Consider the following 22,735-nt stretch of genomic DNA (forward strand, 5'->3'; position numbering starts at 1 on the left):
AATGCCTCCATTGCATGGTCAAATAACAAAGCCGCCGTAAATCAACGGCGGCGAATAATGGCGGACAATCGTGATGGCGCTATTGCACGAACGCCGATAATTCCTCTTCCTGATGGTTCGATTTATACGGATAGCCGGGATCATAAGGCTGCACGCGGATGTTTGCATCGATAATATGCAGGAATCGTTTGGTCAAGTGACGCTTGACGCGCATCGCGATCTCTTGGCCTTCGGCGACCGTAATCCGAGGATTCACGGACACGGTAACGTCCAACACGATATAATGACCGTGCTCGCGAGCCCCCAAATCTTCGACGGCGACGACCCCGTCGATGCGTTGAACCGATTCCAGAACCGTCTGGGCATCGATTTCGTTCATCGTACATAAGGTCGACTTCTGTAACACGCCGGACGTCAATCGATAACCCATGCGCAGGACGAATACCGAAATGACCAGACCGGCGGCGGGATCCAGCACGTACAGGAACGGCATATCCAGCAGCCCCCCGGCGACCGCAGCCGATGTTCCGACGAGCGCCGTCAACGACGCGAATATATCGGAGCGATTATCGGCCATTCGGTCTTCCCGGATTCCGCACTCGCTGTCGCGTTTTCTCTTATACCGTACGAGCGCTTCACGCGCTCCGATACTCGCGGCGATCACGACGACGGCTCCCCAGCCGGGCGCTTCGTTAACGCCTTTCGCGACTTCCCGGATCGACGAAATACCGACTTCAAGTCCGGCGACGAGCACGATCGCCGACAATACGATGGCGAGCGCCGAGCCTGGCTGGGACTGGGAAGGAGACGCCGCCGCGGACGGCAGCCTCCCTTTGCGAAGCCCTAGATAGGCGGTAGCCGAGTTGGCGCAATCCGCCGCGGACTGACAAGCATCCGCGATAAGCGCTTTGCTCCCGGTCAACCAACCGACCGTGCCTTTCACGAAAAATAAGCCGAGCAGCCCCCACAGAGAAACGATTGCGCCGCGTTCGCAAGCGGCTGTGCGATCTTCCATTTTCATCCGAGCCACTCCTTACGCCCTTTCCATAGACCTGCCATTATACCCATTTCGCTTACGGATTGGTTGCCGCTTTGGCAGGAATCTTCTTAATCGGTTGCTTTTTCTTGAAGTACAGCCAGATTTGGCTGGCGATGAAGATCGAAGAATACGCGCCGCTGGCGAGACCGACGATCATCGCGAGCGAGAAGAGCTTGATCGAGACGCTGCCGAAGATGAACAAACATACGGCCGCGATCAGAACGGTAATGACGGTATTGATCGAACGCGCCAACGTCTGCCAGATGCTTTTGTTGACGAGATCGTCGTAGTCCTCAGGCGTTTTGATTTTCGCGAAACGAAGATTTTCGCGGATCCGGTCGAATATAACGACGGTATCGTTAATCGAGTAACCGATAATCGTCAGAACCGCGAGAATGAACGGAAGGTTGACTTCCAATTGGAATATCGAGAATATCGCGATGACGAAAAAAGCATCGTACACGAGCGAGAGAACCGCCGCGATCGCGAACCGCCATTCGAAGCGAATGCTGACGTACAGCACGATGCCGATACAGGCGATCGCCATGCCGATCAGCGCGCTGCGTTGCTGCTCTTGGGCGATCTCGGGATCGACCACGTTGACTTCGAAGGAGGCTTCCGGATCGAACTGCGCGTGATAGTCTGCTTTGAGCTTTCGCTCCTGCTCCTGGGTGAGCGCGTCCTTGAAACGAACCGATGCCCGGTTATCCGAGTTCGATACCGTCAAGGAGTAGGTGCCGATATTCTCGCCGTCCAGAAACTCGCCTATCTTGACGTCGTCGATCGGCTTTTTCGACGTAATATCCATCGACGTGCCGGCGCTGAAATCGATCCCGTAGTTCAGACCGAGGAAGCCCGTCGCAACGATGCCGATCACCGTGATGATCGCGGAGATGAGCAAAAATTTATTCGCGGAACGCGCGAAATTGAACTTTCTGTTAGAGTGCATGAATCTCACTCTCCTTCACGCCATAATAGCCCGGTTTGTTGAACCGGCCGCTCTTGATCAGCAATTGAAGCAAGTAGCGCGGGAGGAATACGTTGGTCAGGATGTTCGCCACGATGCTCGCGATCAGTACGATCGCGAAGCTCTTCACGATACCCTGTCCCATAAAGTAAAGCACGCCGGCTGCGATAATCGTCGTAATATGCGCGTCGATGATCGTACGGAAGCTATTCTTCGCCCCTGCGCGCAGAGACGAAGCGACCGTCTTGCCGCTGCGGAGTTCATCCTTGATCCGTTCGGCTTGGATAATGTTCGAGTCGACCGCGATACCGATACCGAGTACGAACGCGGCGATCCCCGGCAGCGTCAACGTGGCGTTCATCATCCAGAATACGGCAAGCAGCAGCCAGACGAAAATGATCAGGCAGATTGCCGCGACCGCGCCGGGCAATCGGTATAATAGAATCATGAACACCAAGATCAGCACCGATGCGAGCACGCCGGCGAACAAAGTATCGTTCAGCGATTTTTTGCCGAGCGTCGCGCCTACGCTTTGCGTGTACTTGTCCGTAAGCTTCAGTGGCAGCGCGCCTAGATTAATGATGTCGGCCAGGTTCTGCGCTTCCGCGCGCGTCTCCTGTCCGGTTATGGTGGCGGTGCCTTGCGTTAACGCCGCCTGTACGACCGGAGTCGAGATGGCCTCGTCGTTCAGGTAAATCGCCAATACTTGGCCAATCAGGCGCTGAGATACTTCCGCCAACTGATCTTTATCTTTGACTTCGATCGCAACGACGGGTCTGCCCAGCTCGTCCGATTGGACTTTCGCTGCGCCCGCTTTGAAGTCGCTTCCATTGAATTCGACTTTGCAATAGGTGCCGTCCGTGCATTCCGAAGCGCTGCGGAATTGCAGTTCGGCAGGTTTCTGCATCAAGTCGCGTATTTTCGTGATCGCTTCCTCGCGTTCTTTCTCGGTTTTGCCGGTTTCGATCGCGATTTTGACGCGGATGCGGTTCTTGCCTTCCGTCGTAACATCCGGCTCGGCGACGCCGCTTTGGTTCGCGCGTTTCTCCAAGCTGAGCGCCGTCTGCACGAGCGACTCTTTCGTTACTTCGCCGCCTTCCGTCAACGGCGACGCCTCGTACAAAATTTCGACTCCGCCCTTCAAATCAAGCCCGAGCTTCGTGTTGTTCAGCAAACCCGGAGTCGTTGCGCCCATTACCGCGAAAGCTACCACAATAATTAGCGCGAATGCTACTAAACGGTTCATCTCTATATGCGGCCCCTTTCGATTCTCAATGTTCCTATTATACCTACGTGTCCGAAAGGAAGTCAAAAAAGAAAGCCTCCCTCCGCAAGTCGGAGAGAAGCCGTTGCCGTCCCGATTATCGTCCGCGAAACTCGCCGCGGTACATGTTGAGCGTAATAAAATTCATAAACTGCGTCACTTTTAAGGATAAAATGTCGTTCACGACTTCGTGGAGGCTCGGCGTTCCTTTTTTGTGGTACTTATCGCTCACGCATTCCCATACATCGGCGCCGGTCACTTGGTCGTATCCGATCATGCGGAATTCGTCCGCCTTGCTCTCGCACAGCTTCTCTATCATTTCGTTCAATTCCGCGTCCTGGAGTTTCTCTTCGCTCTCTTGCGCCTGGATGTAGTCGTTCGCGTCGCTCACCGCTTCGTACCTCCTCATACCTGTTGCAACCCTTTGCCTATTAGGTTTCTCCACCCGATCCCGAAATTCCTGCCTATGGAATGAACGAGGACAAACCCCGCATACACATAATTGTGGGATTTACCATGGGAATGAGGGATTCCGTTGTCATTGCGCAAACAGTCGTTCATACAAGGCGCCATGATCTTGCTCGCCGCAGGACTCTTCAACCGTCTGCTCGGCTTCGTTCCGCGTATCGCATTGCCTCGCATGATCGGAGCGGAAGGCGTCGGGCTCATCCAGCTCGTGTTTCCGTTCACGATCGTGCTGTTAACGATTATCGCGGGAGGCATCCCGTTAGCCGTCGCGAAGCTGGTCGCGGAAGCCGAAGCCAAGGGCGACGTCGCCTCGGTTCGCCGCATTGTGCGCGGTGCCGTGTCCATCGCGTTATCCATCAGCCTCGTATGCGCCGCTGCATGTCTCGGGTTGGCGGAGTGGATCGCTTCTTACGTCATGACGGACTCCCGCGTGCATACCGCTTTTCTTGCCATGCTGCCCATCCTGCCGTTAGTTGCCGTCTCCTCCGTCTGGCGCGGTTATTTTCAGGGCCGGATGAACATGATTCCAACCGCGCTGTCCCAGACGGCCGAGACGCTTGTCCGTATCGTTCTTTCGCTCATGCTCGCCTGGATGCTGCTTCCTTACGGTCTGAATTGGGCGGCGGCCGGCGCGGTGCTCGGGATGGGAGCCGGCGAGCTGGCGGGGTTGCTCGTGCTGTGGCTCCAGCTTCTGAAAGAGAAGCGTCGATCGTTTGGCAACGAAGCCTCCGCCGATCCCGTCTCCGATGCATCGCCGCGGGACAAGCGCTTCATGCGCCAGCTGCTTGCGATAGCAGCGCCTGTAACCGGCAGCAAAATGATCGGATCGCTTTCCTACTTGCTGGAATCGATTATTACCGCCCGAAGCTTGGCGATCGCAGGCGTCTTGCCCGCAATCGCGACCGCGCAATACGGGGCGCTTCAAGGGATGGTCATCCCGCTCATCCTTCTGCCCGGCGCGCTTACGTACTCGCTGGCCGTGTCGCTCGTACCCGCGCTTTCCGAGGCGGCGTCGCGCGGAGATTGGACCACGATCCACAATCGTCTCCATCAATCGATGCGGCTTGCGGTCGTGACCGGCGCTCCGTTCATCGTGCTCATGGGATTGTTGGCCGATCCGCTCTGCACGCTATTATATGGAAGCAGCTCGATGGCAGTCATGCTGAGATGGCTTGCTCCGATCGCCGTCTTCCTGTATATGCAAGCCCCTCTGCAAGCCGCTCTTCAAGCGCTTGACCGGCCGGGGACGGCATTGTTCAACACGTTCGCAGGCGCGGCGGTCAAGCTCATTCTTATCGTACAATTGGCAACGAAACCGGATTTAGGCATTCATGGCGCCGTCATCGCGATCGCGGTCAACATGGCGCTCGTTACGTTGCTGCACTGGATCAGCGTAGCGAGATTAACCGGCTTCCGAATGAATCCGCTCGATTTCCTCCGGGTAACGCTGGCGATGATCGTTATGAGCGCGGTCGCGCTATGGATATGGAATCAGCATTGGCTCCATATCGGCGCCGCCGATATGGGAATCGCCTCGGCCGTCGCGATCCTTGTCTATTTGTCGCTGCTCGTCATGCTTAGACTGATCGACCGGCGAGACGTCGCCCGCATTCCGGTCATCGGAAAGCTGTTTCGGCCGTTGCGGCCGCATTAAGGCCGATTCTTCCGGTCGACGTACAGCTTGCCGCGATGGTCGATGCTGCAGAAAAAAACATCTTTAAAGCTGTCTATCCCGTAACCCTGCAGCTCTTTTTTTAGCCAAAAACGGGTTTTGCCCATCCCTTCCAACGTATCGTCCTGCACGTGTCCGTCGAGGATGAGAGCGATCGGCAACAATTCGTAGCGCACTTTCGGGTAATCTTGCTCCCCCGCAGAGCTTTCGGGATGAATGCCGCCGCTTCGCGCGGTTGCTTCTCTGCCGGCACCTTCGCCATCTTTAGTGATGACCGAAAGCTTGCCCGTAGATTCGAGTACGGCCAGCTTCACTTCTCCGATATCCGTAACGCCGTTCTCGCGAAGCTGGGCCATTAGATCGTCAAGGTTGTAGCGTTGCTTCGTCATCTCCCTGCGGTTCAGATGTCCGTCGCGAACGATCACGCTCGGTTTTCCGTCGACCCAAATGCGGAGCTTGTTGTTTTTCAATGCGATAAACGCGATGCCGATCTGGACGAGCGCCAAAAATAAAATCGGCGTAATCGCCGTCCATAACGGTTTTTCGGTGCTCTCTATGACAATGACCGCGATCTCCGCGATCATGATGGAGATGACAAGATCGAATACGGACAGCTTGCCGATCTCGCGTTTTCCCATCATCCGCAAGATGACATAGATGAAGATGTACATGAACGCCGTCCGCAGCAGTATCGCCGTGAATTCCATGCGCCTCTCTCCTTCACCTCTCGGTAGCCGCTTCGCGTAAGTCAAGCTTGCCGTCGTAGTGTCACCGCATGCCATGGGGCTCATTCAATTGCATCAAGCGGAAAATATGGCAAAGGAGCCTGCGCGCGCAAGCTGCTGTACTAGCCTACCCTCGCGTGCCATAAGCTGTACAAATAGGAATGAGAAGGAGGTATAAAGGTGAAATCTTTCAGTGGCGCAATTGGCTTTCGGATCGCCTCGCCTGTCGCTTCCGGCTTATATTGGTCATGCATATGGCTGGCGATCGGCGCGGTTGTTCTCTCCATTATGTTGACGGGCTCTTCGGTGAACGAATCGAACATGCTCCCTTGGGTGTTCGGCGTGCATGGCTTCTCCTCCTTCGCCGGGGGATTCGCATCGGCTAGGCGGGCGAAGCGCAAAGGATGGTACTTCGGCATCGCGAACGGTTTATTGTATACGGTGATTATCCTGATCGTCAGCTTCCTGGCCACGGACGCGAATTGGACGACATCCGTGCCGATTCTGCTGCTCGTAACGGCGATGACCGGGGCATTCGGCGGCATGCTCGGCGTAAATACGGCCACCGGTCGCTAAATTCGGCTCCCGTGCCTGATTTTCGATAATCCCGGGCTTATTGTGCTATAATAGTTCGGTATGTTTCGATCAACAGGCTGTACGGGAGGCGCACCATGGTTTTGTTCGAGAGCATGTCGACTTTGACGATCTATACGGTCGTCGTCGTTGCCGTCTTGCTGACATTCGGCACAAGGCGACAGCCACTCATCGCTGCATGGATGTTCCTGAAGTCTTTGGCGATGTCGCGCAACTATTTGCTGTTCTTCGTTGCCATGTCCGCTATTCTGGTGCTCAACAAGAACGAGCTCAGACTGGAACGGTGGCTCAATGTCCCGTACGACCTCACCCCGCTATTAAGCGGATGGGAAGGGAAATGGCCGCTATGGCTTCAATCGACTTTCCAATCCGACCTGCTCACCGCCGTCTGCACGATGTTCTACCTTGTCGTCTTCCAGGCCGTCATGATCGCGTCGATTGGCATCTATACGTTCCATAACAACCGGAGACTGTACTACGCCTTCTGCGTGACGCTGCTGCTTAACTACTTCCTGGCCGTCCCTTTTTATTTGTTCGTACCGGTCAATGAAGTGTGGTTCGCGCATCCGGAAATTAAATTTCTCATGCTGGATTCATTCCCGACCTTCGAATCGAGCTATCGCGCGCTATCCGGACTGAACAATTGCTTCCCTAGCTTACATACGTCGATCTCGGTTTCGATGGCGCTTCTCGCCAGCCGTTCCGGTATCCGCAAATGGGCCGTCTTTACATGGATACATGCCTCGGTGATCATCTTCTCGATCTTCTACCTTGGGATTCACTGGTTTACGGATATGGTCGCGGGACTCGTACTCGCGAGCTTCGCCGTCACGGTCGGTCTCAAAGTCGGCGATTGGGCGGACCATTCGCTGGGCGATGTCAGCTGGCCGCTTCGCATTCGGGCGAAGCTGAAGGCTTCCCGGTCTTTGGAGTCTTGATCGCATGACGAAGGGCATCCTTTACGGATGCCCTTTTTTTAATTCGATAAAACCTGCGCTAATCCCCGGCCGAATAAATGTCGCGCGCGCGGCTTCGACTGGAGGTCTGACCGCGCAATCCTCGACATGATCGTTGATCAGACCCATCGATTGCATGAACGCATGCATCGTCGTCGGTCCGACGAACTTCCAGCCTAGCTTCTTTAAGTCTTTGGACAGCGCGGTTGATGCCTCGGAGACCGATACGGTCTGCGGCTTTGCCAGCCCGGCGGCGGGTTCGTATCGCCATAGGAACGCCGCTAGCGACCCTTCCCGTCGGACGAGTTCCTGCGCCCGCTTCGCGTTGTTAATGACGGCCTCGATTTTGCCGCGGTGACGGATGATCCCCTTATTGTTCAATAGACGGTCGATATCCTGCCCGGTATAAGAAGCGACCTTCTCGAAGTCGAAGTGATGGAACGCCTCGCGAAGATGCTCGCGCTTGTCCAGAATCGTACGCCAGCTGAGCCCGGTTTGAAACCCTTCCAAGCACAATTTCTCGAACAGTCGGCGATCGTCGCTTACGGGATAACCCCATTCGGTATCATGATAATGCATCATCTCCGGCGTCGAGCCGCACCAACGGCAGCGCGGCTTCCCATCCGGACCTGCGATCGTCGTTTCCATTTGCTGCAGCCTCCAGGTAACGTTTCAGTTTCCGTTCATCCTAACAACCATGCGCAGTTATTTCATCTACTTCGGTGTCACGATAACTGAATAACAACCAATCGCAACTATTTTCGACCCAAAACCATCATATCCGTAAAAATCGCGCAAATAACAAACGATATGTTGTTATTTTCCCCGTTCATCTATTATCTCGAATAATAACTATCGAATTGGTGTTATTCGCCCCTCGTAAACTAAAAAAGCGACGCCGGGATTTCTCCCTAGCGCCACCGTTGTTATTATTCGTTCGTTTCCGCGCGAGCGGTAACGTTGTTGATCGCGGAACGGTCGAACGTGAGTTTCGTTACGTCGTTCACTTTCAACACGATGGAATCGTCGGTAATTTCCGAGATCGTTCCGTGCATGCCGCCGATCGTGACGACTTTATCGCCTTTCTTCAAGGCGTTCAGCATGGCGCCGCGATTGCGCTGCTTCTTCTGTTGCGGACGAATCAGCAGGAAATAGAAAATTGCGAACATAAGAACGAACGGCAGCAACGTTACTAGCAGGTTGCTTCCGCCCGCATCACCGGATAGCCACATAGGTTGTCCCCCCCTTCATTAAAATCCGCTTTCGTTACCGGCCATGCCATAAGCTTCGAAAAATTGATCGCGGAAATCGCCCAGCCGGTCTTCCCGAATCGCATGGCGTACGTTCGCCATAAGATTAACCAAAAAATGAAGGTTATGTACGGTCGTCAGCCTCAGCCCGAACATCTCGTCCGCTTTGACGAGATGGCGTATGTATGCGCGGGAGTAATTACGGCAAGCGTAGCAATCGCATTCCGGATCGAGCGGACCGAAATCGCTGGCGAATTTGGCATTGCGCACGACCAATCGGCCTTGACTGGTCATTACGGTGCCGTTGCGCGCGATTCGCGTAGGCAATACGCAGTCGAACATATCGATTCCGCGGATGCTGCCTTCGACGAGCGCATCGGGTGATCCGACGCCCATCAAATAACGAGGTTTATCGCTAGGCAGCAAATGAACCGTCTCTTCGAGCATCTCGTACATCATAGGTTTGGGCTCGCCTACGCTCAGTCCACCCATAGCATACCCCGGAAAATCAAGGGAAGTCAAATCCCGCGCGCTGATTTTCCGCAAATCGGCGTGCATGCCTCCCTGGACGATCGCGAACAAAGCTTGGTCGTGCGGACGCTTATGAGCCTTGAGACAACGCTCCGCCCAACGGCTTGTCCGTTCCGTCGATTGCTTCACGTACTCGTATTCCGCCGGGTATGGCGGGCACTCGTCGAACGCCATCATGATGTCCGCGCCGAGCGCGTTCTGGACGTGCGTTGCGCTCTCCGGCGTTAGGGACAGCTTGTCGCCGTTAATGTGGGAGCGGAATTGCACGCCTTCTTCCGTGATCTTGCGCATCTCGCTCAGGGAGAACACTTGAAACCCGCCGCTGTCCGTCAGAATCGGACGGTCCCAGTTCATGAACTTATGCAACCCGCCTGCTTGTTCGACTAATTCATGGCCGGGGCGCAGGAACAGATGATACGTATTGCTGAGAATAATCTGCGCGCCTAACGACTTCAGCTCCTCGGGGCTCATCCCTTTGACCGTCGCTTGCGTGCCTACCGGCATGAACGTAGGCGTATCGATGATGCCGTGCGGCGTATGCAGACGCCCTAGTCTCGCGCCCGTCTGCTTGCACGCTTTAATAAACTCGTATTTAATAGCCATTCCATGATTCCTCTCTGCTTAGGCCTATTACCTAAGTGATGAACATCGCGTCTCCAAAGCTGAAAAACCGATACTGCCGCTCGATCGCTTCCCGGTAGGCGGCAAGCGTCGGTTCTCTTCCCGCCAACGCGCTCACGAGCATCACCAGCGTCGACTTCGGAAGATGGAAATTCGTCAGCAAGGCGTCGACCATGCGGAACTTGTAGCCGGGATAGATGAAAATGTCCGTCCATCCCTCGCAAGCTTGCACGTGATCATCTCCGAACCGCTTGCCGAGCGTCTCGAGCGTACGCGCCGACGTCGTGCCGACGGCAACGATCCGGCCTCCGCTCGCTTTCGCCTCGCGAAGCATGTTCGCGCTCTCCTTGCTGACCGAATACCATTCGGCATGCATCTCGTGTTCTTCCACCGATTCGGCCGACACCGGGCGGAACGTCCCCAATCCGACGTGCAGCGTGATCGGGCACACTTTAATCCCGGAAGCCTGCAAGCTTCTCAAAAATTCGTCCGTAAAATGAAGGCCGGCAGTCGGCGCGGCGGCGGAGCCTTCGTGCTTCGCGTACACCGTCTGGTATCTTTCGCGATCGTCCAACGTTTCCTTAATATATGGCGGCAACGGCATCTGACCGAGACGATCGAGCAGCTCGTTGAAGATGCCGGCGTATTCGAACCGGACGGTTCGTGCCCCCATCTCTCCTTCCGCCTCGACGATCGCGGTCAGGAGCGGCGCGCCGCCGTTATTCTCGTCTTGTCCGAAGTGAAGCCTCGTCCCTTGCGTAATGCGTTTGCCAGGCCGGGCCAACGCTTCCCAGCGGTCTCCGTCCAGACGCTTCAGAAGCAACAGCTCGACTTTCGCGCCGGTCTCGGCTTTGACTCCGAACAGACGTGCGGGGAGCACTCTCGTGTCGTTCAACACGAGGGTGTCCCCCGGCTTCAGGAATTTGGCCAGATCGGTGAACGTCCCATGCTCCGTCCGGCCGCCGTCCTTATGCAGCACGAGCAGTCTGGAAGCCGTCCGATCCGCAAGAGGAGTCTGCGCGATCAAAGCCTCCGGCAGATCAAAATCGTAATCGCTAACATTCATCTACTTTGCACCTTTTTCGATCGTCACGTTCTTGTAATAGTATAGCAGGATATATTGGTAGTCATACCCTTGTTCCGCGAAGCCTCGCGCTCCCCATTGGGACATGCCGATACCGTGGCCCCAACCGTAACCGCTAATGATAAACTTCGGCTTCACGGTCGCGGCTCTCACCTGCGCGTTGCCGTCCATGATGAACAAGTTGCCGTCGCTTACCGTCTGCGCTTGTCCGTTACCGCCGGCGATGCTGAGCGTACCGGACTGCTTAGCCAGCTCCCGAGTGTTACCTTGACCGTCCAACACCGTCATTCTGCCGGTCTCTTCGATCTCGAACAGCGTACTGTTGATATTGCCTAGCGCGCTGCGGAAGCTGTCCGGTTGGTCGATTGCCACGCGAGCCCCGTTCGCTTTCAGCTCGGTTGCCCGGCCTGACGGCCCTCTCGCCGATACTTCAAGCGTATAGATCGGTCCGGCAATACTCGGATCGCGCTTGGACAAGCTCGCCTGCAGCTGTTCCGGGGTGAACGGTCCGGCTACCCAGCTGTACGCTTTCGTCATTTCCGGCACCTTGGCAAGCGGTACTACGCGTTCGCCAAGCGTTAATCGTCCAAGATCGTCTCCGTCGGTCGCCGGTTTAGAACGTACGATCGCGACATCGCCCGTTACCTGCAGCTCCGGGAGACCTGCCGCATTTTTGCGACCGGCGTCCGCAAGTAAATCCTCCCGGACGTATCCGACCAATCCCGTGTTGGACGAGATTCTGTACCATTGCTTCTTGCCGGCGTTCGGACCGTCGTCCGGACTGAGCGCCGCGCTCGCATAGATCGGGTCCGCCTTGCCCCAGCCTTCCGCCGCATCCGCGGTAACGCCTCCGGCATTCGACGAGAACAGCGCGCTGATGATCTTGCCGCCCGCGCCTACAAGCACTTCGCCCTGCGTCGCGTCGACGCCCGCCGTCGAATTCGGATTCTCGGCGCCCGTACCGTAATAAGCTTGACTTACCGTCGTATCGACGACGTGGGCGATCTTGAAAGCCATACCCCCGGCGAGCGCGTAAGATCTCGCCGCCACCGCTTGCGCTTTCTGAGCTTCGAGCGGCCAGCCGGAGCCGACCTCGGTTCCGACGACGGAGTAAAGATAATGCTCTAGGTTCACTTCGTTAATGACCGCGAGCGAATTGTTGTTCACGCTGAGTTCCATGCTGCCCCGGTAAGACCGCTTGGAACGTTCCGCCAGTTGGATCGGATTCGCGCCCGCCGGGTCGGCGCGGAGCACGACGCCGGACGAAGCCGGAATCGCGTACATCGGGACCGGCACGGCCGCCGTTCCGTTCAACGTCATATCGTTGCGAACAACCGCATACGGTTCGCTTGGCGCAGGAATCGCGACGTTAACGACTCCCGTCGCGATGACGGTTTGCTGCACGGCGGCCAGCGCCGCAGCGTCCTTCTCTTGGCCGACTCTAACCGTGTACGTGATGATTCCGTTCACCGGCTTCAGCGCAACGAACGCGTCAAGACCGCTGTTCCCGATAACCTCCGCCGCGGCTGCCGCTTCCGCAGAACTCGCGTAGGAACCGGCCTCGATCGCCCATGGACCGGCCACTCGCGGGCTAAGCAGCGTCTGTACCCCCAGAGAAGAAGCCGCGTTCGTCCACTTTGCCAAGGACGCGGCGGCTTGAGAAGCGGTCGCGTACGAGCCTTCGGATACCTGATAGACCATCTTGCCGGACTTGAACAATTGGGTCATGAACGCCGACGACGACTGCGCCTGAATCGACTTCAGCACCGCGGTCGCCGCGGATAAGTCCGCGGTCTCGAGCACGAGCGCCCGATACCCGTCCATGCCGAACCGTACGAGCTGGTTCGGTACCGTCGAACCGATGGCCAGGCTGAACTGCGGATCTCTCCAGACGAGCTTCAGTCCGCCGGCGGACTGAAGCGTTGCGACGGAAGTCAACGAAGTGGACGCGCTTGCGCCCGTATTGATGAACAGCGCTGCACGGATCGTGCTAGGGACCGCGACGTCCGCATGCGCGACGATTCGCGAAGAAGCCGACAATAGCGCGGCGAGCAGGAGCACGAGCAATGCCAATCGCGAGCGTGAACGAGGTTGTCGAATAGTTGGCGCCATCGTTTAGGCCTCTCTTTCCGGAAGTGGAAGTCCTAGATGCTTATAACCCGCTGCGGTGACGATTCTTCCCCGAGGCGTGCGCTGCAGGAATCCGATCTGCATGAGATACGGTTCATACACGTCTTCGATCGTCTGGCTTTCTTCCCCGATCGACGCGGCGATCGTATCGAGCCCTACCGGACGGCCGCCGTAATTCACGATCATCGCTCTAAGCATTTTGTGGTCGATGCTGTCGAGTCCCATCGGATCGACTTGGATTCTCTCGAGCGCGTCTTGGGCGACCGCTTCCGTAATAACCCCGTCGCCCCTGACCTGCGCGTGATCCCGTACCCGCTTCAGGAGCCGGTTCGCGATACGCGGCGTTCCGCGCGATCTCCGCGCGATCTCCCTGGACGCTTCGCCGATAATGCCGACGCCGAAGATTTCCGAAGTTCGGGTAACGATATAGGAGAGCTCGTCTTCCGTATAGAATTCCAACCGGCTGACGACGCCGAACCGGTCGCGCAGCGGCGCCGACAGCAACCCCGCGCGAGTCGTCGCGCCGATTAATGTGAACTTCGGCAGGTCAAGCCTTACGGACCTTGCGCTTGGTCCCTTGCCGATAATGAAATCGAGCGCGAAGTCTTCCATCGCGGGATAAAGCACCTCTTCGACCGTGCGGTGAAGGCGATGAATCTCGTCGATGAAGAGCACGTCGTTCTCTTGCAGGTTCGTCAGGATCGCCGCCAAGTCTCCCGGCCTCTCGATCGCAGGTCCGCTGGTCGTGCGGATATTCACTCCGAGCTCGTTGGCGATAATGTTGGAGAGCGTCGTTTTCCCGAGTCCCGGAGGTCCGTAGAGCAACACGTGATCGAGCGGCTCGCGGCGCATCTTGGCCGCTTCTATGTAAATCTTCAAATTGTCCTTCACTTGCGCTTGTCCGATGTATTCGTTCAAGTAACGCGGACGCAGGCTGTATTCCACCGCCTGGTCTTCCATCATCAAATGCGCGGTGACGATGCGGTCCTCCATCTTTGCTGCCTCCTCCCCCGCTTACGCGCGCGTTTATCCTTGAAATAGCTGCTGGAGCGCCAGCTTCATCAATGCATCCGGCGATTCGCTGCCGGTAACCTTGTCCTTGATGGCGTGCCATGCCCGGTCTAGCTCCGCTTCCCGGTAACCGAGTCCGCCAAGCGCCTCGCGAGCGGCAGCCCATGAAGCGCTCCCGCCCATGACGGCTGGCGAGGTTACCTCTTCGATCGCCGTTGCCGACCACAGACCGTCCGTTCCGCCGAGCTTTTCCTTCAGATCGAGAATCATGCGCTGCGCCGTTTTCTTCCCGATGCCCGGCAGCTTCGTCAGGAACGCGATATTCTCTTGCTGGATCGCCGCCGCGATCGTCTCCGGTTTGCCGCCGGCCATAATGCCGAGCGCAACCTTAGGGCCGATACCGGACACTTCAAGCAGTCTGCGGAATAGCCACTGTTCGTCGCGGGTCGTGAACCCGAACAACTGAATCGCGTCCTCGCGAACATGGTGGTGGATGAACAACTGAACGGCTTCTTCTTTGGCAGCGAGCGCGTACGGATTCGGCGTGAACACCCGATATCCGACGTCCCGTACGTCCATGACGACGTATTCCAGTTCCGTATGTACGATCTTGCCGCGTAAAAAATCGATCATCTCAGCGTCGCTCCATTCATTCTATCGTTCATGACGGCAGAGTGCGCGTGGCAAATCGCCACGGCAAGCGCATCGGCGACGTCGTCCGGCTTCGGCACGGTTTGCAGCTTCAGCAGCATGCGAACCATCTCTTGGACTTGCTTTTTCTCGGCCGCGCCATATCCTACGACGGCTTGTTTGACCTGCATCGGCGTATATTCGGAGATCGGAAGCCCCCGTTGCGCCGCCGCGAGCATGAACACTCCGCGCGCTTGTCCGACGCTGAACGCGTTGGTGACGTTTTTATTAAAGAACAGCTTTTCCACCGCAACCGTATCCGGCTTATATTGATCCAGCAGGCTGCAAGACGCTTCGTAGATTTGTTTCAATCTGATTTCCGGTGGCGTGCCCGCTTCCGTCTCGATGCATCCGTATTGCACGGGCGTCAACTTATGCCCCGTCTTATCGATAAAGCCGAAGCCCATGATCGCGATTCCGGGGTCTATGCCTAGCACTCTCATTAATACGCTCCCCGCTCTCAAAAGTCGCTCCTGAACTATCCTATGATTATAGCAAATGTTCGCTTCCATGAGAACAGAAGGAGAACAGCTGCGCGAATTATTCTCAGAATGGGGCAATATGCGGAAGGGGAGATAAAAGTTAATGATGTGCCTGGTTACCGCCGGGATAAACCATTTTTTACCACCTCAAAAGTTGACAAAAAAAGTAAGAATGACTATAATCAACTTGCATCTACAATAGGGGTGTGCCTTGAAAAATATAAACGACTGTTGTTTTGGCAGCGCTTCCACCGATGAGCTCCATAGATTCCGCCAGTCTTCATTCTGTTAAAGAAGGGAAGTTGCGGTTTATGAGTGTATATCGAACACGGCCTGTATTTAAACACACCCAATCCGTACATGAGATTAAACCCGGCGTTATCCGCCTAGGTGAATTCTACAAGGATATGGGAGTAGAGATTGAAGATGATGACGGCGCTATCCTTAAGCTTATTCAGTACATGGACGGTACTCGAACGGTTCCCGAATTGTTCCGGCTGCTGAAGGAAACTTACGATCACATTCGATTAGATGAGGTCGAAGCTGCTGTCTATGAACTTCATAATCTCGGTTTTCTCTACGATTATTCCGCACTAGAACGATCCTCACTCACTGATTTGGAGCGGCATCGCTTCAAGGCAAACCTTGATTATTTCTCCTTCTACTCCACCTTTCAAAGCAGCCCATGGACCATGCAAGAGAAACTTAAATCCGCACATGTAACCATAATCGGAATTGGTGGGTTTGGTTCCAGCCTCCTCTTTCATTTGGGCGGTTTAGGCGTAACCCAAGTAAAAGTCGTCGACTTCGATACCGTTGATCTAAGCAATCTGAACAGGCAGATGCTATTTAATGAAGCCGATATCGGCAAGCTCAAGATTGACGTCGCCAAGGACTTCATGGCTCGGTTCTACTCAGATATGAAGGTCGAGACGGTACATAAACAAATCCTCTCCGTCGAGGATGCGGCTAGCGTCATTCAAGGCACCGATCTCGTCATCCTGGCTGCGGATCAACCGTTATTTCTATTGCAACGTTGGATCAATAAAGCCTGCGTAAATTTGCAGACCCCTTTCGTTGTAGGAGGCATTAACGTTATAAGCGGCTTCTTGCTCACCGTATCCCCACTTGAAACCGGTTGCATCGATTGTCTTCATATCCAACAAAGCGAACGATATCCCGACTATGTGCAAAGCGTCTCCAATATCCTTCGATTTGACAATCAAATCCCCAATTCAGCGATCGTATCCAACTTAATGATTATCTGCGGCATGATTTCATCTGAAATTTTCCGTTATTTCACCGGAGTAGGACCATTAGTATCGAAAGGAACGATGATCAATATTGATTTCATGACCCTTGAGAAGGAAAAAGCTATCGATCTCTCGCAACGGCATGCGGCTTGCCCGACGTGTGGATCTTGTAATGAAGAACATTCGGTTATCCATGTTTTTGAAGAGCTTGGGATCGCTCAGAACATATGATCCTCGACCCTCTGGAAGGGTGGTGATACCATGAAGATCAAAGTGAAAAAGATAGAGCAAATTTGCACAACAATGGTTACTAGGAACTAGCTCAAACCAGTAATCGGGGCCGCGATCTGACATTGACGATCGCGGCTTCTACAATGTCGATACCATTGTATTAGGGGTGGACAGGAACGGGGGAAAGCGAGGTGTTCTCCATCGACGGCAAACCATCTAAACCTGATTGTAGCCTTAACGGCGACAGCATACTGACCTTCTTTCCGCTGGCGATGAGACAAGAGAGTGAAGAGGAAATACTGATCGGCCGCGAAGATATCAGTTGCTTCGTCCTATTGCCTCGGATTGGCGTCAGAATTATCGAACTTCTTAATCAGGGCTTTCCCGTTAAAGAGGCGGAAGCCGCGATCGCTATGGAGGCTGGAGAGCCTGTAGAGATACTTGAATTCGCGAACGATCTTCTGGTAGACCCTCCCTTTATTCACATGGTGGATCATATCGTTGTGAACGAACCTGCATTACCCAAGGTTTCTTTCCCCTGGATACCGAAGAAGCTGGGCATTCTCTTATTTATGCCCTGGGCATATTGCCTATATGGAACGATAGTTCTGCTTGGCATTGTTGCCGCCGTGCAGAGTCGAGCAGTATCTATTCCGCGCTTTACGGATATCTTAATCTCTTCGTCTACTTCTGCGTCGCTATTCGCCATTGCGTCCGTAAGCTGGGGATTCCTGCTCATCCATGAGCTTGCGCATTTGCTGGCCGCTCGTTCAATAGGAGTGCCCGCTAACATTCGCCTTAGCCACCGATTGGTGTTCCCCGTTGCTGAAACCAACATGTCCAACATCGTACTGCTCCACCCCAAACAAAGGTATAAAGCTTATTTAGCGGGAATGATGCTGGAATGCGTATATATCTCTTTGTCCTTTATTATTCAATATCTTCATTATCATGCGTATGTGTACGTATCCCCCTTGATGCTTGGTCTCCTGAAGCTCATCAATGTGTCTTTGCTGTGTTCTCTTGCCTTCCAATTTCTATTCTTCATGAAAACCGACATCTATTATGTAGCGACTACATTCCTTCGCTGCAACAATTTGCTGCACAATACCGGACTTGCGCTGCGTAATAAATTCGGTCTTCTTAGGGCCAATGAACGGAAAGAATGGGATTCTGTAGACCAGCGCGAGAAAAATATCATCAAGTGGTACATTTGGATTTATATCGTCGGCATTGCATCTGTGTTATGGTTTTTTATCGACTTTATCGTGCTTGACGCTATGGGGATCTTCCTTGCCGTTATCCATCAGCTAAGGGAGCATTCTCTTTATTCCTGGCGCTTCGTCGATGGACTGGCAACCCTTCTCTTCCTATCAGAGCCCTTTATCCTTCTGGTATGGGCATGGCGGAGACAAGGAACACGAAGGATTACCCCTTGGACTTCATCCGGGCATAATCGCTGAACGTGGATATAACGCTATTATACTCGTCCTTGTCCGATACGCGAATGCCGTGCAGCAGCTCCTCGAGCTTCTGCTTCGTCAAGCTCGTCTGCAACGTTCTAACGTCCAATTGGAAGAAGGTTCTCACGACTTTATCCTTCGTAGGCGGACCGTTAAACAACGATAAATTTCCGTTCTGATCCATACCGATATACGCGGACTTTCGGCATTGGGGCGATAAGTCGTCAACGGATTCTTCCAACGTCAGCTTGCCGCCTTCCGTAAGCGACGCTTCCCATTCCCGGTGCGCGAGAATCAGCTCGTAGGCTTCCTCCGCGGAATGCGTGCCGAGCTTGCGCGTCTCTTCTCCGCATAAGTAGCTTCGATGAAGGACGAGTTCGACGTCTCCCTTTCGCTGGCGCAAAGCAGCGATCGTCTTATCCCGGTCGGACTCTCCGAACCCCGGTCCGTAGTCGAGCTTGTCCGATGCCGAGAACACGGCAACGGCATCGTCAGGCTGCTCGCTTGACCAATTTCGCACGATCGCGTAAGCTCCTATCGATCCGGCGAGCGCGGCAAGAGTGAATATGGCCGCGCCAATGCCCAGCGACCATACGTGGCGACGTTTTCTCTTCAACTTTTTCTTAAGCTCTTTAAGCACGCGGAAGCGCAGCACCGGAATCCCCTTCTCTGCTTTTTTCTATAGTGTTGCCTGGGAATTCCGGTGCTATGCGCTTAGTTTACCAATTTATCCATGGCATGCTTTCTTTGCGTTTCGGTTTGCTATTGCGTATGACTTTCGCCTTCTGCTTCGCTTTCGCCGCAGGACGGCTTTTCGCTGTTGCAGTATCCTGCGCGTCCTCGTGGAGATCGCTGACGGAGCGATCCTCGTAACCGCCATCGTAAGAGCTTAGCTGCGCCGAAGGGTATGACGGTATTGGCGGAAATCCGCCGCCGTATCCGTAAGCTTCTGCGCCTGAATACGAGTATCCATGTCCGGTGTGAGCCATTTCCGCCGGCGACGCAACGCCGGCAACGTTAGGATTCGTGCCGTATTGTACGGGATAGCCGCCATAGGAGCCGACGCCTCCTTGAAATCCGCCTACATCCGTTCCTGCCGAATACGAATACCCTTCATAAGGCGAGACCGTTGTCGGTTGGGCTTGACCGGGATATCCCATGCCGGGATACATATTCGTTGCGCTTGGCCAAGCCGAAGCCCCCCCGCAAGTTGTGCACCCAGCCTGCGGTTTCATACCCGTCATCTCGGGCGATGCCATACCTGGAGATACCATGCCCGGAGGCATCATGCCCGGAGATACCATCCCAGGAGACATCATTCCTGGAGGCATCATTCCTGGAGACATCATTCCAGGAGACATCATTCCTGGAGGCATCATTCCTGGAGACATCATTCCTGGAGGCATCATTCCGGGTGACGTCATGCCGGGTGACGCCATGGACGGAGATCCGACGCCCGGAAATGTTCCTTGCTGCGCGGCCTGAGGCCCATAGCCGCCAAGTCCGCCCATATTCCCCAAACCTCCGATTTGGCCGCCGAACGGAGCGATACCGGAGTATGGCGCGTATCCGTAACCCTCATGAGCCGGCATCATCGAAGCAGGCGACACGGATGGGTATCCGTATCCGAACGCCGGCGATACGGCTTCGGGCGGACAATCCGGAACCATCGCTCCGGCTTGAACGGCTGGAGTCGGATATTGCATGAACAAATCTTTGTGCGGCGCGCCGTAGATCGGCTTGATCTCTTGAACCGGCATAACCGGTTCCGGCGGTAAAACCGGAGGAGCTGGCATAGGTGCCGGCTCGGGTATCGGCATTGGCATTGGCATTGGCATTGGCGCCGGAACGACCTCCGTGCTCGGCTTCACGCCGGTAGGCGCTTTGCCTTCGATCGCATGTGCATGATGCATGCCTTGCGCGGGTTCATGAGCGCTTCCTGCCTTCGGAATATTAACGACCTCTCCCGTCAACAACGCGTTCGGATTTTTGAGCTGCGGATTCGCTTTAATCATGTCGGCTAGATGGATTCCCCAAGCCTTAGACAGCTTCCACAAGCTATCGCCTTGCTGGACAACGTGCTGGTGCATCACTTCGAACGCCGATTTCGGTTGCGAATGTATTTTCACCTTCGTACCGATAGCGAGCTCGTCGGGATTGCTGATTTCCGGATTCGCCTTGATCAGTTCCTCTAGTGGCACGTTATACTTTTTGGCGATCAAATACAGCGTATCCCCTTGCTTTACCATATGGATCTTCACGCCGTTCCCTCCTGATCGATTGACTTCTCTACGTGCGGGCGAACGCCCTCGCGCAATCCCTACATCCTATGCAGGCGATAGGCGTTTGACATCCATCCGGGCATAAAAAACCGACGCCCCTTAGTCGGGACGCCGGATAATCAGGTATCGCGGGTTATTTGGAAAATGGGATGCTAGGATAAGACCCGAGCAGACGGACTTGGCAGCCGATCGCTTCGATTTCCGCGATAGCGGCCGGCAGCAGCACCGAATCCAAAGACATTTCGATATCGATATAAAAATAGTAGTTGCCAAGCTTCTTCTTCGTCGGACGCGATTCGATCTTGGATAAGTTGATGCGGCGCCAAGCGAATGCGGACAGCACTTGATGCAGCGCGCCCGGATAATCCTCCGGCAACGTGATCAGAATGCTAGTCTTGCGGAGCTGAGCTGACGGTCGTTCGAAAGGCGCGTGGCCGACGAGCAGAAACCGCGTGAAATTGTTATCGTGATCGGTAACGCCTTCTTCGAGCAAGTCCAGCCCGTAATCCTGCGCAGCCAGCTTCGTTCCGATCGCCGCCCAGCCGGAGCCCGGATTCTGCTTGACCGTGCGAACGGCCTCGCTCGTGCTGCTGAGCGTTTCCAATTCGGCATGCGGCAGGTTGGCCCGCAGAAATTGCAGGCACTGGGCCATCGCGACGGGATGGCTCATCACTTTCGTGATCCGGGCAGGGTCGAAGCGGTCGCCTTCGCCCGCAAGCTCGCTTCGTCTGCCGATTAAATTCTGAATCGACGGAAACACCCACTCCGCTTGAATCGGCAAGTCGACTTCATGAACGAGCCAGTCCATGTGCAGGCTTACCGAACCGTCTATCGTATTCTCGATCGGGATGACGCTCCAATCGGTATCTCCTCTTGCCGTCGATTGGAACACGTCCGATATCATCTTGCAATAGACGAACTCTACGTCCGCGCCTTCGAACAGATGCCGGACGGCTTCGTCCGACACCGTCCCCTTCGGCAGCACCGCAACGGATTTACGCTTCGTCATGCGCCGACCCCCGCTTCGGATGCTGCGATGATCAGGTTAGGATCGTCGTCGAACCCTGGCTGATGTTTGCTCAAGAGCTTTACTTGCGGTCCGTGAAGGCATGGCACTAGCCAGTTGGTCTCGACATCTATGCCTTCGTCATTCATCGTCCGCTTAATGAAGCCGATAAGCTGCGCCGAGTCGGTCGCGTCCGCCTTCGTAAGCAAGAGCAGCGTCGGACCCGCGCCGGATAACACCGCCGCAAGCGCTCCGTGGTCTCCCGCATCTCGAAGGATCTTCTCCATCCCCGGGATCAGCGCCGCGCGGTAAGGCTGGTGAATCCGGTCCCGCATCGCGAACCGAAGCAAATCCAGCCGCCCGCTGGCCAGCGCGGCCGTTAGCAAGGAGCTGTGCGTCACATTAAAGACGGCATCCTTGAGCGGCAAGCTCTCCGGAAGGACGTTGCGCGCTTTCTTCGTTGACAATTCGAATTGCGGAATCGCCGCCAATACGGCCATCCCGGCCGGCGGATCGAATCTGACGAGCTCCGCTCTCGTCCCGTCCCAAGCGGCCACGATAATCCCTCCGAACAAGGACGCGCCGACGTTGTCCGGATGCTTCTCCAGCGCCGTCGCCATCTGGAACAGCTCGTCTTGAGAGAGCGGATCGCCGATCAGAGCGTTCGCCGCGACGAGCGCGCCGACGATCGCCGAAGCGCTGCTGCCGAGTCCTCTCGTTAACGGGATGTCGGAGCGAATCGCAATGTCCAGCTCGGGGATCGAGATTCCCGCGCGCTCGAAAACGGCTTGAGCGACTTCATATACCAGATTCGTCTTATCCAGCGGAACGCCGTCCAGATTATCGCCGTAAAGCGTAACCCGGGTCGTATCGGCCGGCGCTAGACTAACCCATGCGAATAAAGCTAATGCCATACCTAGCGAGTCGAAGCCCGGTCCGAGGTTCGCCGTACTTGCCGGAACCTTGACTACGACCCGGTCGGCAACGATTTGTGATTGCTTACTCATGCGGAATCC

22 protein-coding genes are annotated in these 22,735 nt (G+C 55.3%); 5 read left to right on the forward strand and 17 right to left on the reverse strand.

Annotated features, from left to right (window positions below; genetic code table 11):
- Positions 1-79 precede the first annotated feature (79 nt).
- The 4 genes from COHPA_RS0106015 to COHPA_RS0106030 all read right to left on the reverse strand — a co-directional run bounded on the left by COHPA_RS0106015 (position 80) and on the right by COHPA_RS0106030 (position 3,661).
- Positions 80-1,021 (reverse strand): cation diffusion facilitator family transporter, encoded by a 942-nt coding sequence (locus tag COHPA_RS0106015; protein ID WP_027085297.1) that lies wholly within the window; start codon positions 1,019-1,021, stop codon positions 80-82.
- Positions 1,022-1,073: 52 nt separating this feature from the next.
- A complete protein-coding gene (gene secF / locus COHPA_RS24985) occupies positions 1,074-1,988 on the reverse strand; it encodes a protein translocase subunit SecF (protein WP_027085298.1) in 915 nt (304 codons plus the stop codon).
- Positions 1,978-3,252, reverse strand: coding sequence for a protein translocase subunit SecD (gene secD / locus COHPA_RS24990; protein WP_027085299.1), 1,275 nt, complete (start codon positions 3,250-3,252; stop codon positions 1,978-1,980). Before secD ends, secF begins: the two co-directional genes overlap by 11 nt.
- A 115-nt stretch (positions 3,253-3,367) precedes the next feature.
- Positions 3,368-3,661, reverse strand: a complete 294-nt coding sequence (locus tag COHPA_RS0106030; protein ID WP_027085300.1) for a post-transcriptional regulator — start codon at positions 3,659-3,661, stop codon at positions 3,368-3,370.
- 150 nt (positions 3,662-3,811) lie between these two features.
- Between COHPA_RS0106030 and spoVB the strand changes: the two genes are divergently transcribed.
- Positions 3,812-5,392 (forward strand): stage V sporulation protein B, encoded by a 1,581-nt coding sequence (gene spoVB, locus COHPA_RS0106035; protein WP_035120140.1) that lies wholly within the window; start codon positions 3,812-3,814, stop codon positions 5,390-5,392.
- Here spoVB and COHPA_RS0106040 read toward each other — a convergent pair.
- Positions 5,389-6,117: a YetF domain-containing protein gene (locus COHPA_RS0106040; protein ID WP_027085302.1), complete on the reverse strand. Its 729-nt coding sequence runs from the start codon at positions 6,115-6,117 to the stop codon at positions 5,389-5,391. The genes spoVB and COHPA_RS0106040 overlap by 4 nt on opposite strands.
- A 198-nt stretch (positions 6,118-6,315) precedes the next feature.
- On the opposite strand from COHPA_RS0106040, the gene COHPA_RS0106045 reads away from it, so the two are divergent.
- Both COHPA_RS0106045 and COHPA_RS0106050 read left to right on the forward strand, forming a co-directional pair.
- A complete protein-coding gene (locus COHPA_RS0106045) occupies positions 6,316-6,711 on the forward strand; it encodes a TIGR04086 family membrane protein (protein WP_027085303.1) in 396 nt (131 codons plus the stop codon).
- Between the two features lie 95 nt (positions 6,712-6,806).
- The gene (locus COHPA_RS0106050) at positions 6,807-7,667 is read left to right on the forward strand and encodes a phosphatase PAP2 family protein (protein ID WP_027085304.1); all 861 of its coding nucleotides are present in this window, start codon (positions 6,807-6,809) and stop codon (positions 7,665-7,667) included.
- A 21-nt stretch (positions 7,668-7,688) separates the two neighbouring features.
- On the opposite strand, the gene COHPA_RS0106055 is transcribed toward COHPA_RS0106050, so the two are convergent.
- The 8 genes from COHPA_RS0106055 to ruvC form a co-directional block, all read right to left on the reverse strand.
- Positions 7,689-8,333 carry a DNA-3-methyladenine glycosylase I gene (locus tag COHPA_RS0106055; protein ID WP_027085305.1) on the reverse strand — a complete coding sequence of 215 codons (645 nt, stop codon included), beginning with the start codon at positions 8,331-8,333 and terminating at the stop codon, positions 7,689-7,691.
- 281 nt (positions 8,334-8,614) lie between these two features.
- Positions 8,615-8,917: a preprotein translocase subunit YajC gene (yajC, locus tag COHPA_RS0106060; RefSeq protein WP_027085306.1), complete on the reverse strand. Its 303-nt coding sequence runs from the start codon at positions 8,915-8,917 to the stop codon at positions 8,615-8,617.
- 18 nt (positions 8,918-8,935) lie between these two features.
- The gene (tgt, locus tag COHPA_RS0106065; protein WP_027085307.1) at positions 8,936-10,069 is read right to left on the reverse strand and encodes a tRNA guanosine(34) transglycosylase Tgt; all 1,134 of its coding nucleotides are present in this window, start codon (positions 10,067-10,069) and stop codon (positions 8,936-8,938) included.
- A gap of 31 nt (positions 10,070-10,100) precedes the next feature.
- A complete protein-coding gene (gene queA, locus COHPA_RS0106070; RefSeq protein ID WP_027085308.1) occupies positions 10,101-11,153 on the reverse strand; it encodes a tRNA preQ1(34) S-adenosylmethionine ribosyltransferase-isomerase QueA in 1,053 nt (350 codons plus the stop codon).
- On the reverse strand, positions 11,154-13,283 hold the full coding sequence (locus COHPA_RS0106075; RefSeq protein ID WP_027085309.1) for a SpoIID/LytB domain-containing protein: 2,130 nt from the start codon (positions 13,281-13,283) through the stop codon (positions 11,154-11,156).
- A 3-nt stretch (positions 13,284-13,286) separates the two neighbouring features.
- Entirely contained in the window at positions 13,287-14,294 is a 1,008-nt protein-coding gene (gene ruvB, locus COHPA_RS0106080; RefSeq protein ID WP_027085310.1) for a Holliday junction branch migration DNA helicase RuvB, read from the reverse strand.
- 33 nt (positions 14,295-14,327) lie between these two features.
- A complete protein-coding gene (gene ruvA / locus COHPA_RS0106085; RefSeq protein WP_027085311.1) occupies positions 14,328-14,945 on the reverse strand; it encodes a Holliday junction branch migration protein RuvA in 618 nt (205 codons plus the stop codon).
- Positions 14,942-15,445 (reverse strand): crossover junction endodeoxyribonuclease RuvC, encoded by a 504-nt coding sequence (gene ruvC, locus COHPA_RS0106090; protein ID WP_027085312.1) that lies wholly within the window; start codon positions 15,443-15,445, stop codon positions 14,942-14,944. The genes ruvA and ruvC overlap by 4 nt, the downstream gene beginning before the upstream one ends.
- A 350-nt stretch (positions 15,446-15,795) precedes the next feature.
- Here ruvC and COHPA_RS0106095 point away from each other — a divergent pair, with 350 nt between their 5' ends.
- Entirely contained in the window at positions 15,796-16,968 is a 1,173-nt protein-coding gene (locus tag COHPA_RS0106095; protein ID WP_027085313.1) for a HesA/MoeB/ThiF family protein, read from the forward strand.
- A 191-nt stretch (positions 16,969-17,159) separates the two neighbouring features.
- Positions 17,160-18,431 carry a hypothetical protein gene (locus COHPA_RS0106100; RefSeq protein WP_027085314.1) on the forward strand — a complete coding sequence of 424 codons (1,272 nt, stop codon included), beginning with the start codon at positions 17,160-17,162 and terminating at the stop codon, positions 18,429-18,431.
- On the opposite strand, the gene COHPA_RS0106105 is transcribed toward COHPA_RS0106100, so the two are convergent.
- The 4 genes from COHPA_RS0106105 to thrB form a co-directional block, all read right to left on the reverse strand.
- Positions 18,397-19,086 carry a BofC C-terminal domain-containing protein gene (locus COHPA_RS0106105; protein WP_027085315.1) on the reverse strand — a complete coding sequence of 230 codons (690 nt, stop codon included), beginning with the start codon at positions 19,084-19,086 and terminating at the stop codon, positions 18,397-18,399. The two genes, COHPA_RS0106100 and COHPA_RS0106105, sit on opposite strands and share 35 nt — an antisense overlap.
- 64 nt (positions 19,087-19,150) lie before the next feature.
- Positions 19,151-20,692, reverse strand: a complete 1,542-nt coding sequence (locus tag COHPA_RS25935) for a LysM peptidoglycan-binding domain-containing protein (protein ID WP_027085316.1) — start codon at positions 20,690-20,692, stop codon at positions 19,151-19,153.
- A gap of 154 nt (positions 20,693-20,846) precedes the next feature.
- A complete protein-coding gene (gene pheA, locus COHPA_RS0106115) occupies positions 20,847-21,722 on the reverse strand; it encodes a prephenate dehydratase (protein WP_027085317.1) in 876 nt (291 codons plus the stop codon).
- Positions 21,719-22,726 (reverse strand): homoserine kinase, encoded by a 1,008-nt coding sequence (thrB, locus tag COHPA_RS0106120; RefSeq protein ID WP_027085318.1) that lies wholly within the window; start codon positions 22,724-22,726, stop codon positions 21,719-21,721. The genes pheA and thrB overlap by 4 nt, the downstream gene beginning before the upstream one ends.
- Positions 22,727-22,735: the final 9 nt, after the last annotated feature.

The sequence above is a fragment of the Cohnella panacarvi Gsoil 349 genome (genome assembly GCF_000515335.1).
Lineage (GTDB): Bacteria > Bacillota > Bacilli > Paenibacillales > Paenibacillaceae > Cohnella > Cohnella panacarvi.

What these genes read in the sequence shown, in the direction of transcription:
- COHPA_RS0106055 (WP_027085305.1), bottom strand. Translation starts at nt 8,333, where the DNA reads ATGGAAACGACGATCGCAGGTCCGGATGGGAAGCCGCGCTGCCGTTGG.
- tgt (WP_027085307.1), bottom strand. Translation starts at nt 10,069, where the DNA reads ATGGCTATTAAATACGAGTTTATTAAAGCGTGCAAGCAGACGGGCGCG.
- ruvC (WP_027085312.1), bottom strand. Translation starts at nt 15,445, where the DNA reads ATGAGAGTGCTAGGCATAGACCCCGGAATCGCGATCATGGGCTTCGGC.
- COHPA_RS0106095 (WP_027085313.1), top strand. Translation starts at nt 15,796, where the DNA reads ATGAGTGTATATCGAACACGGCCTGTATTTAAACACACCCAATCCGTA.
- pheA (WP_027085317.1), bottom strand. Translation starts at nt 21,722, where the DNA reads ATGACGAAGCGTAAATCCGTTGCGGTGCTGCCGAAGGGGACGGTGTCG.
- secD (WP_027085299.1), bottom strand. Translation starts at nt 3,252, where the DNA reads ATGAACCGTTTAGTAGCATTCGCGCTAATTATTGTGGTAGCTTTCGCG.
- COHPA_RS0106050 (WP_027085304.1), top strand. Translation starts at nt 6,807, where the DNA reads ATGGTTTTGTTCGAGAGCATGTCGACTTTGACGATCTATACGGTCGTC.
- queA (WP_027085308.1), bottom strand. Translation starts at nt 11,153, where the DNA reads ATGAATGTTAGCGATTACGATTTTGATCTGCCGGAGGCTTTGATCGCG.
- thrB (WP_027085318.1), bottom strand. Translation starts at nt 22,726, where the DNA reads ATGAGTAAGCAATCACAAATCGTTGCCGACCGGGTCGTAGTCAAGGTT.
- ruvB (WP_027085310.1), bottom strand. Translation starts at nt 14,294, where the DNA reads ATGGAGGACCGCATCGTCACCGCGCATTTGATGATGGAAGACCAGGCG.
- COHPA_RS0106015 (WP_027085297.1), bottom strand. Translation starts at nt 1,021, where the DNA reads ATGAAAATGGAAGATCGCACAGCCGCTTGCGAACGCGGCGCAATCGTT.
- ruvA (WP_027085311.1), bottom strand. Translation starts at nt 14,945, where the DNA reads ATGATCGATTTTTTACGCGGCAAGATCGTACATACGGAACTGGAATAC.
- COHPA_RS0106040 (WP_027085302.1), bottom strand. Translation starts at nt 6,117, where the DNA reads ATGGAATTCACGGCGATACTGCTGCGGACGGCGTTCATGTACATCTTC.
- yajC (WP_027085306.1), bottom strand. Translation starts at nt 8,917, where the DNA reads ATGTGGCTATCCGGTGATGCGGGCGGAAGCAACCTGCTAGTAACGTTG.
- secF (WP_027085298.1), bottom strand. Translation starts at nt 1,988, where the DNA reads ATGCACTCTAACAGAAAGTTCAATTTCGCGCGTTCCGCGAATAAATTT.
- COHPA_RS0106075 (WP_027085309.1), bottom strand. Translation starts at nt 13,283, where the DNA reads ATGGCGCCAACTATTCGACAACCTCGTTCACGCTCGCGATTGGCATTG.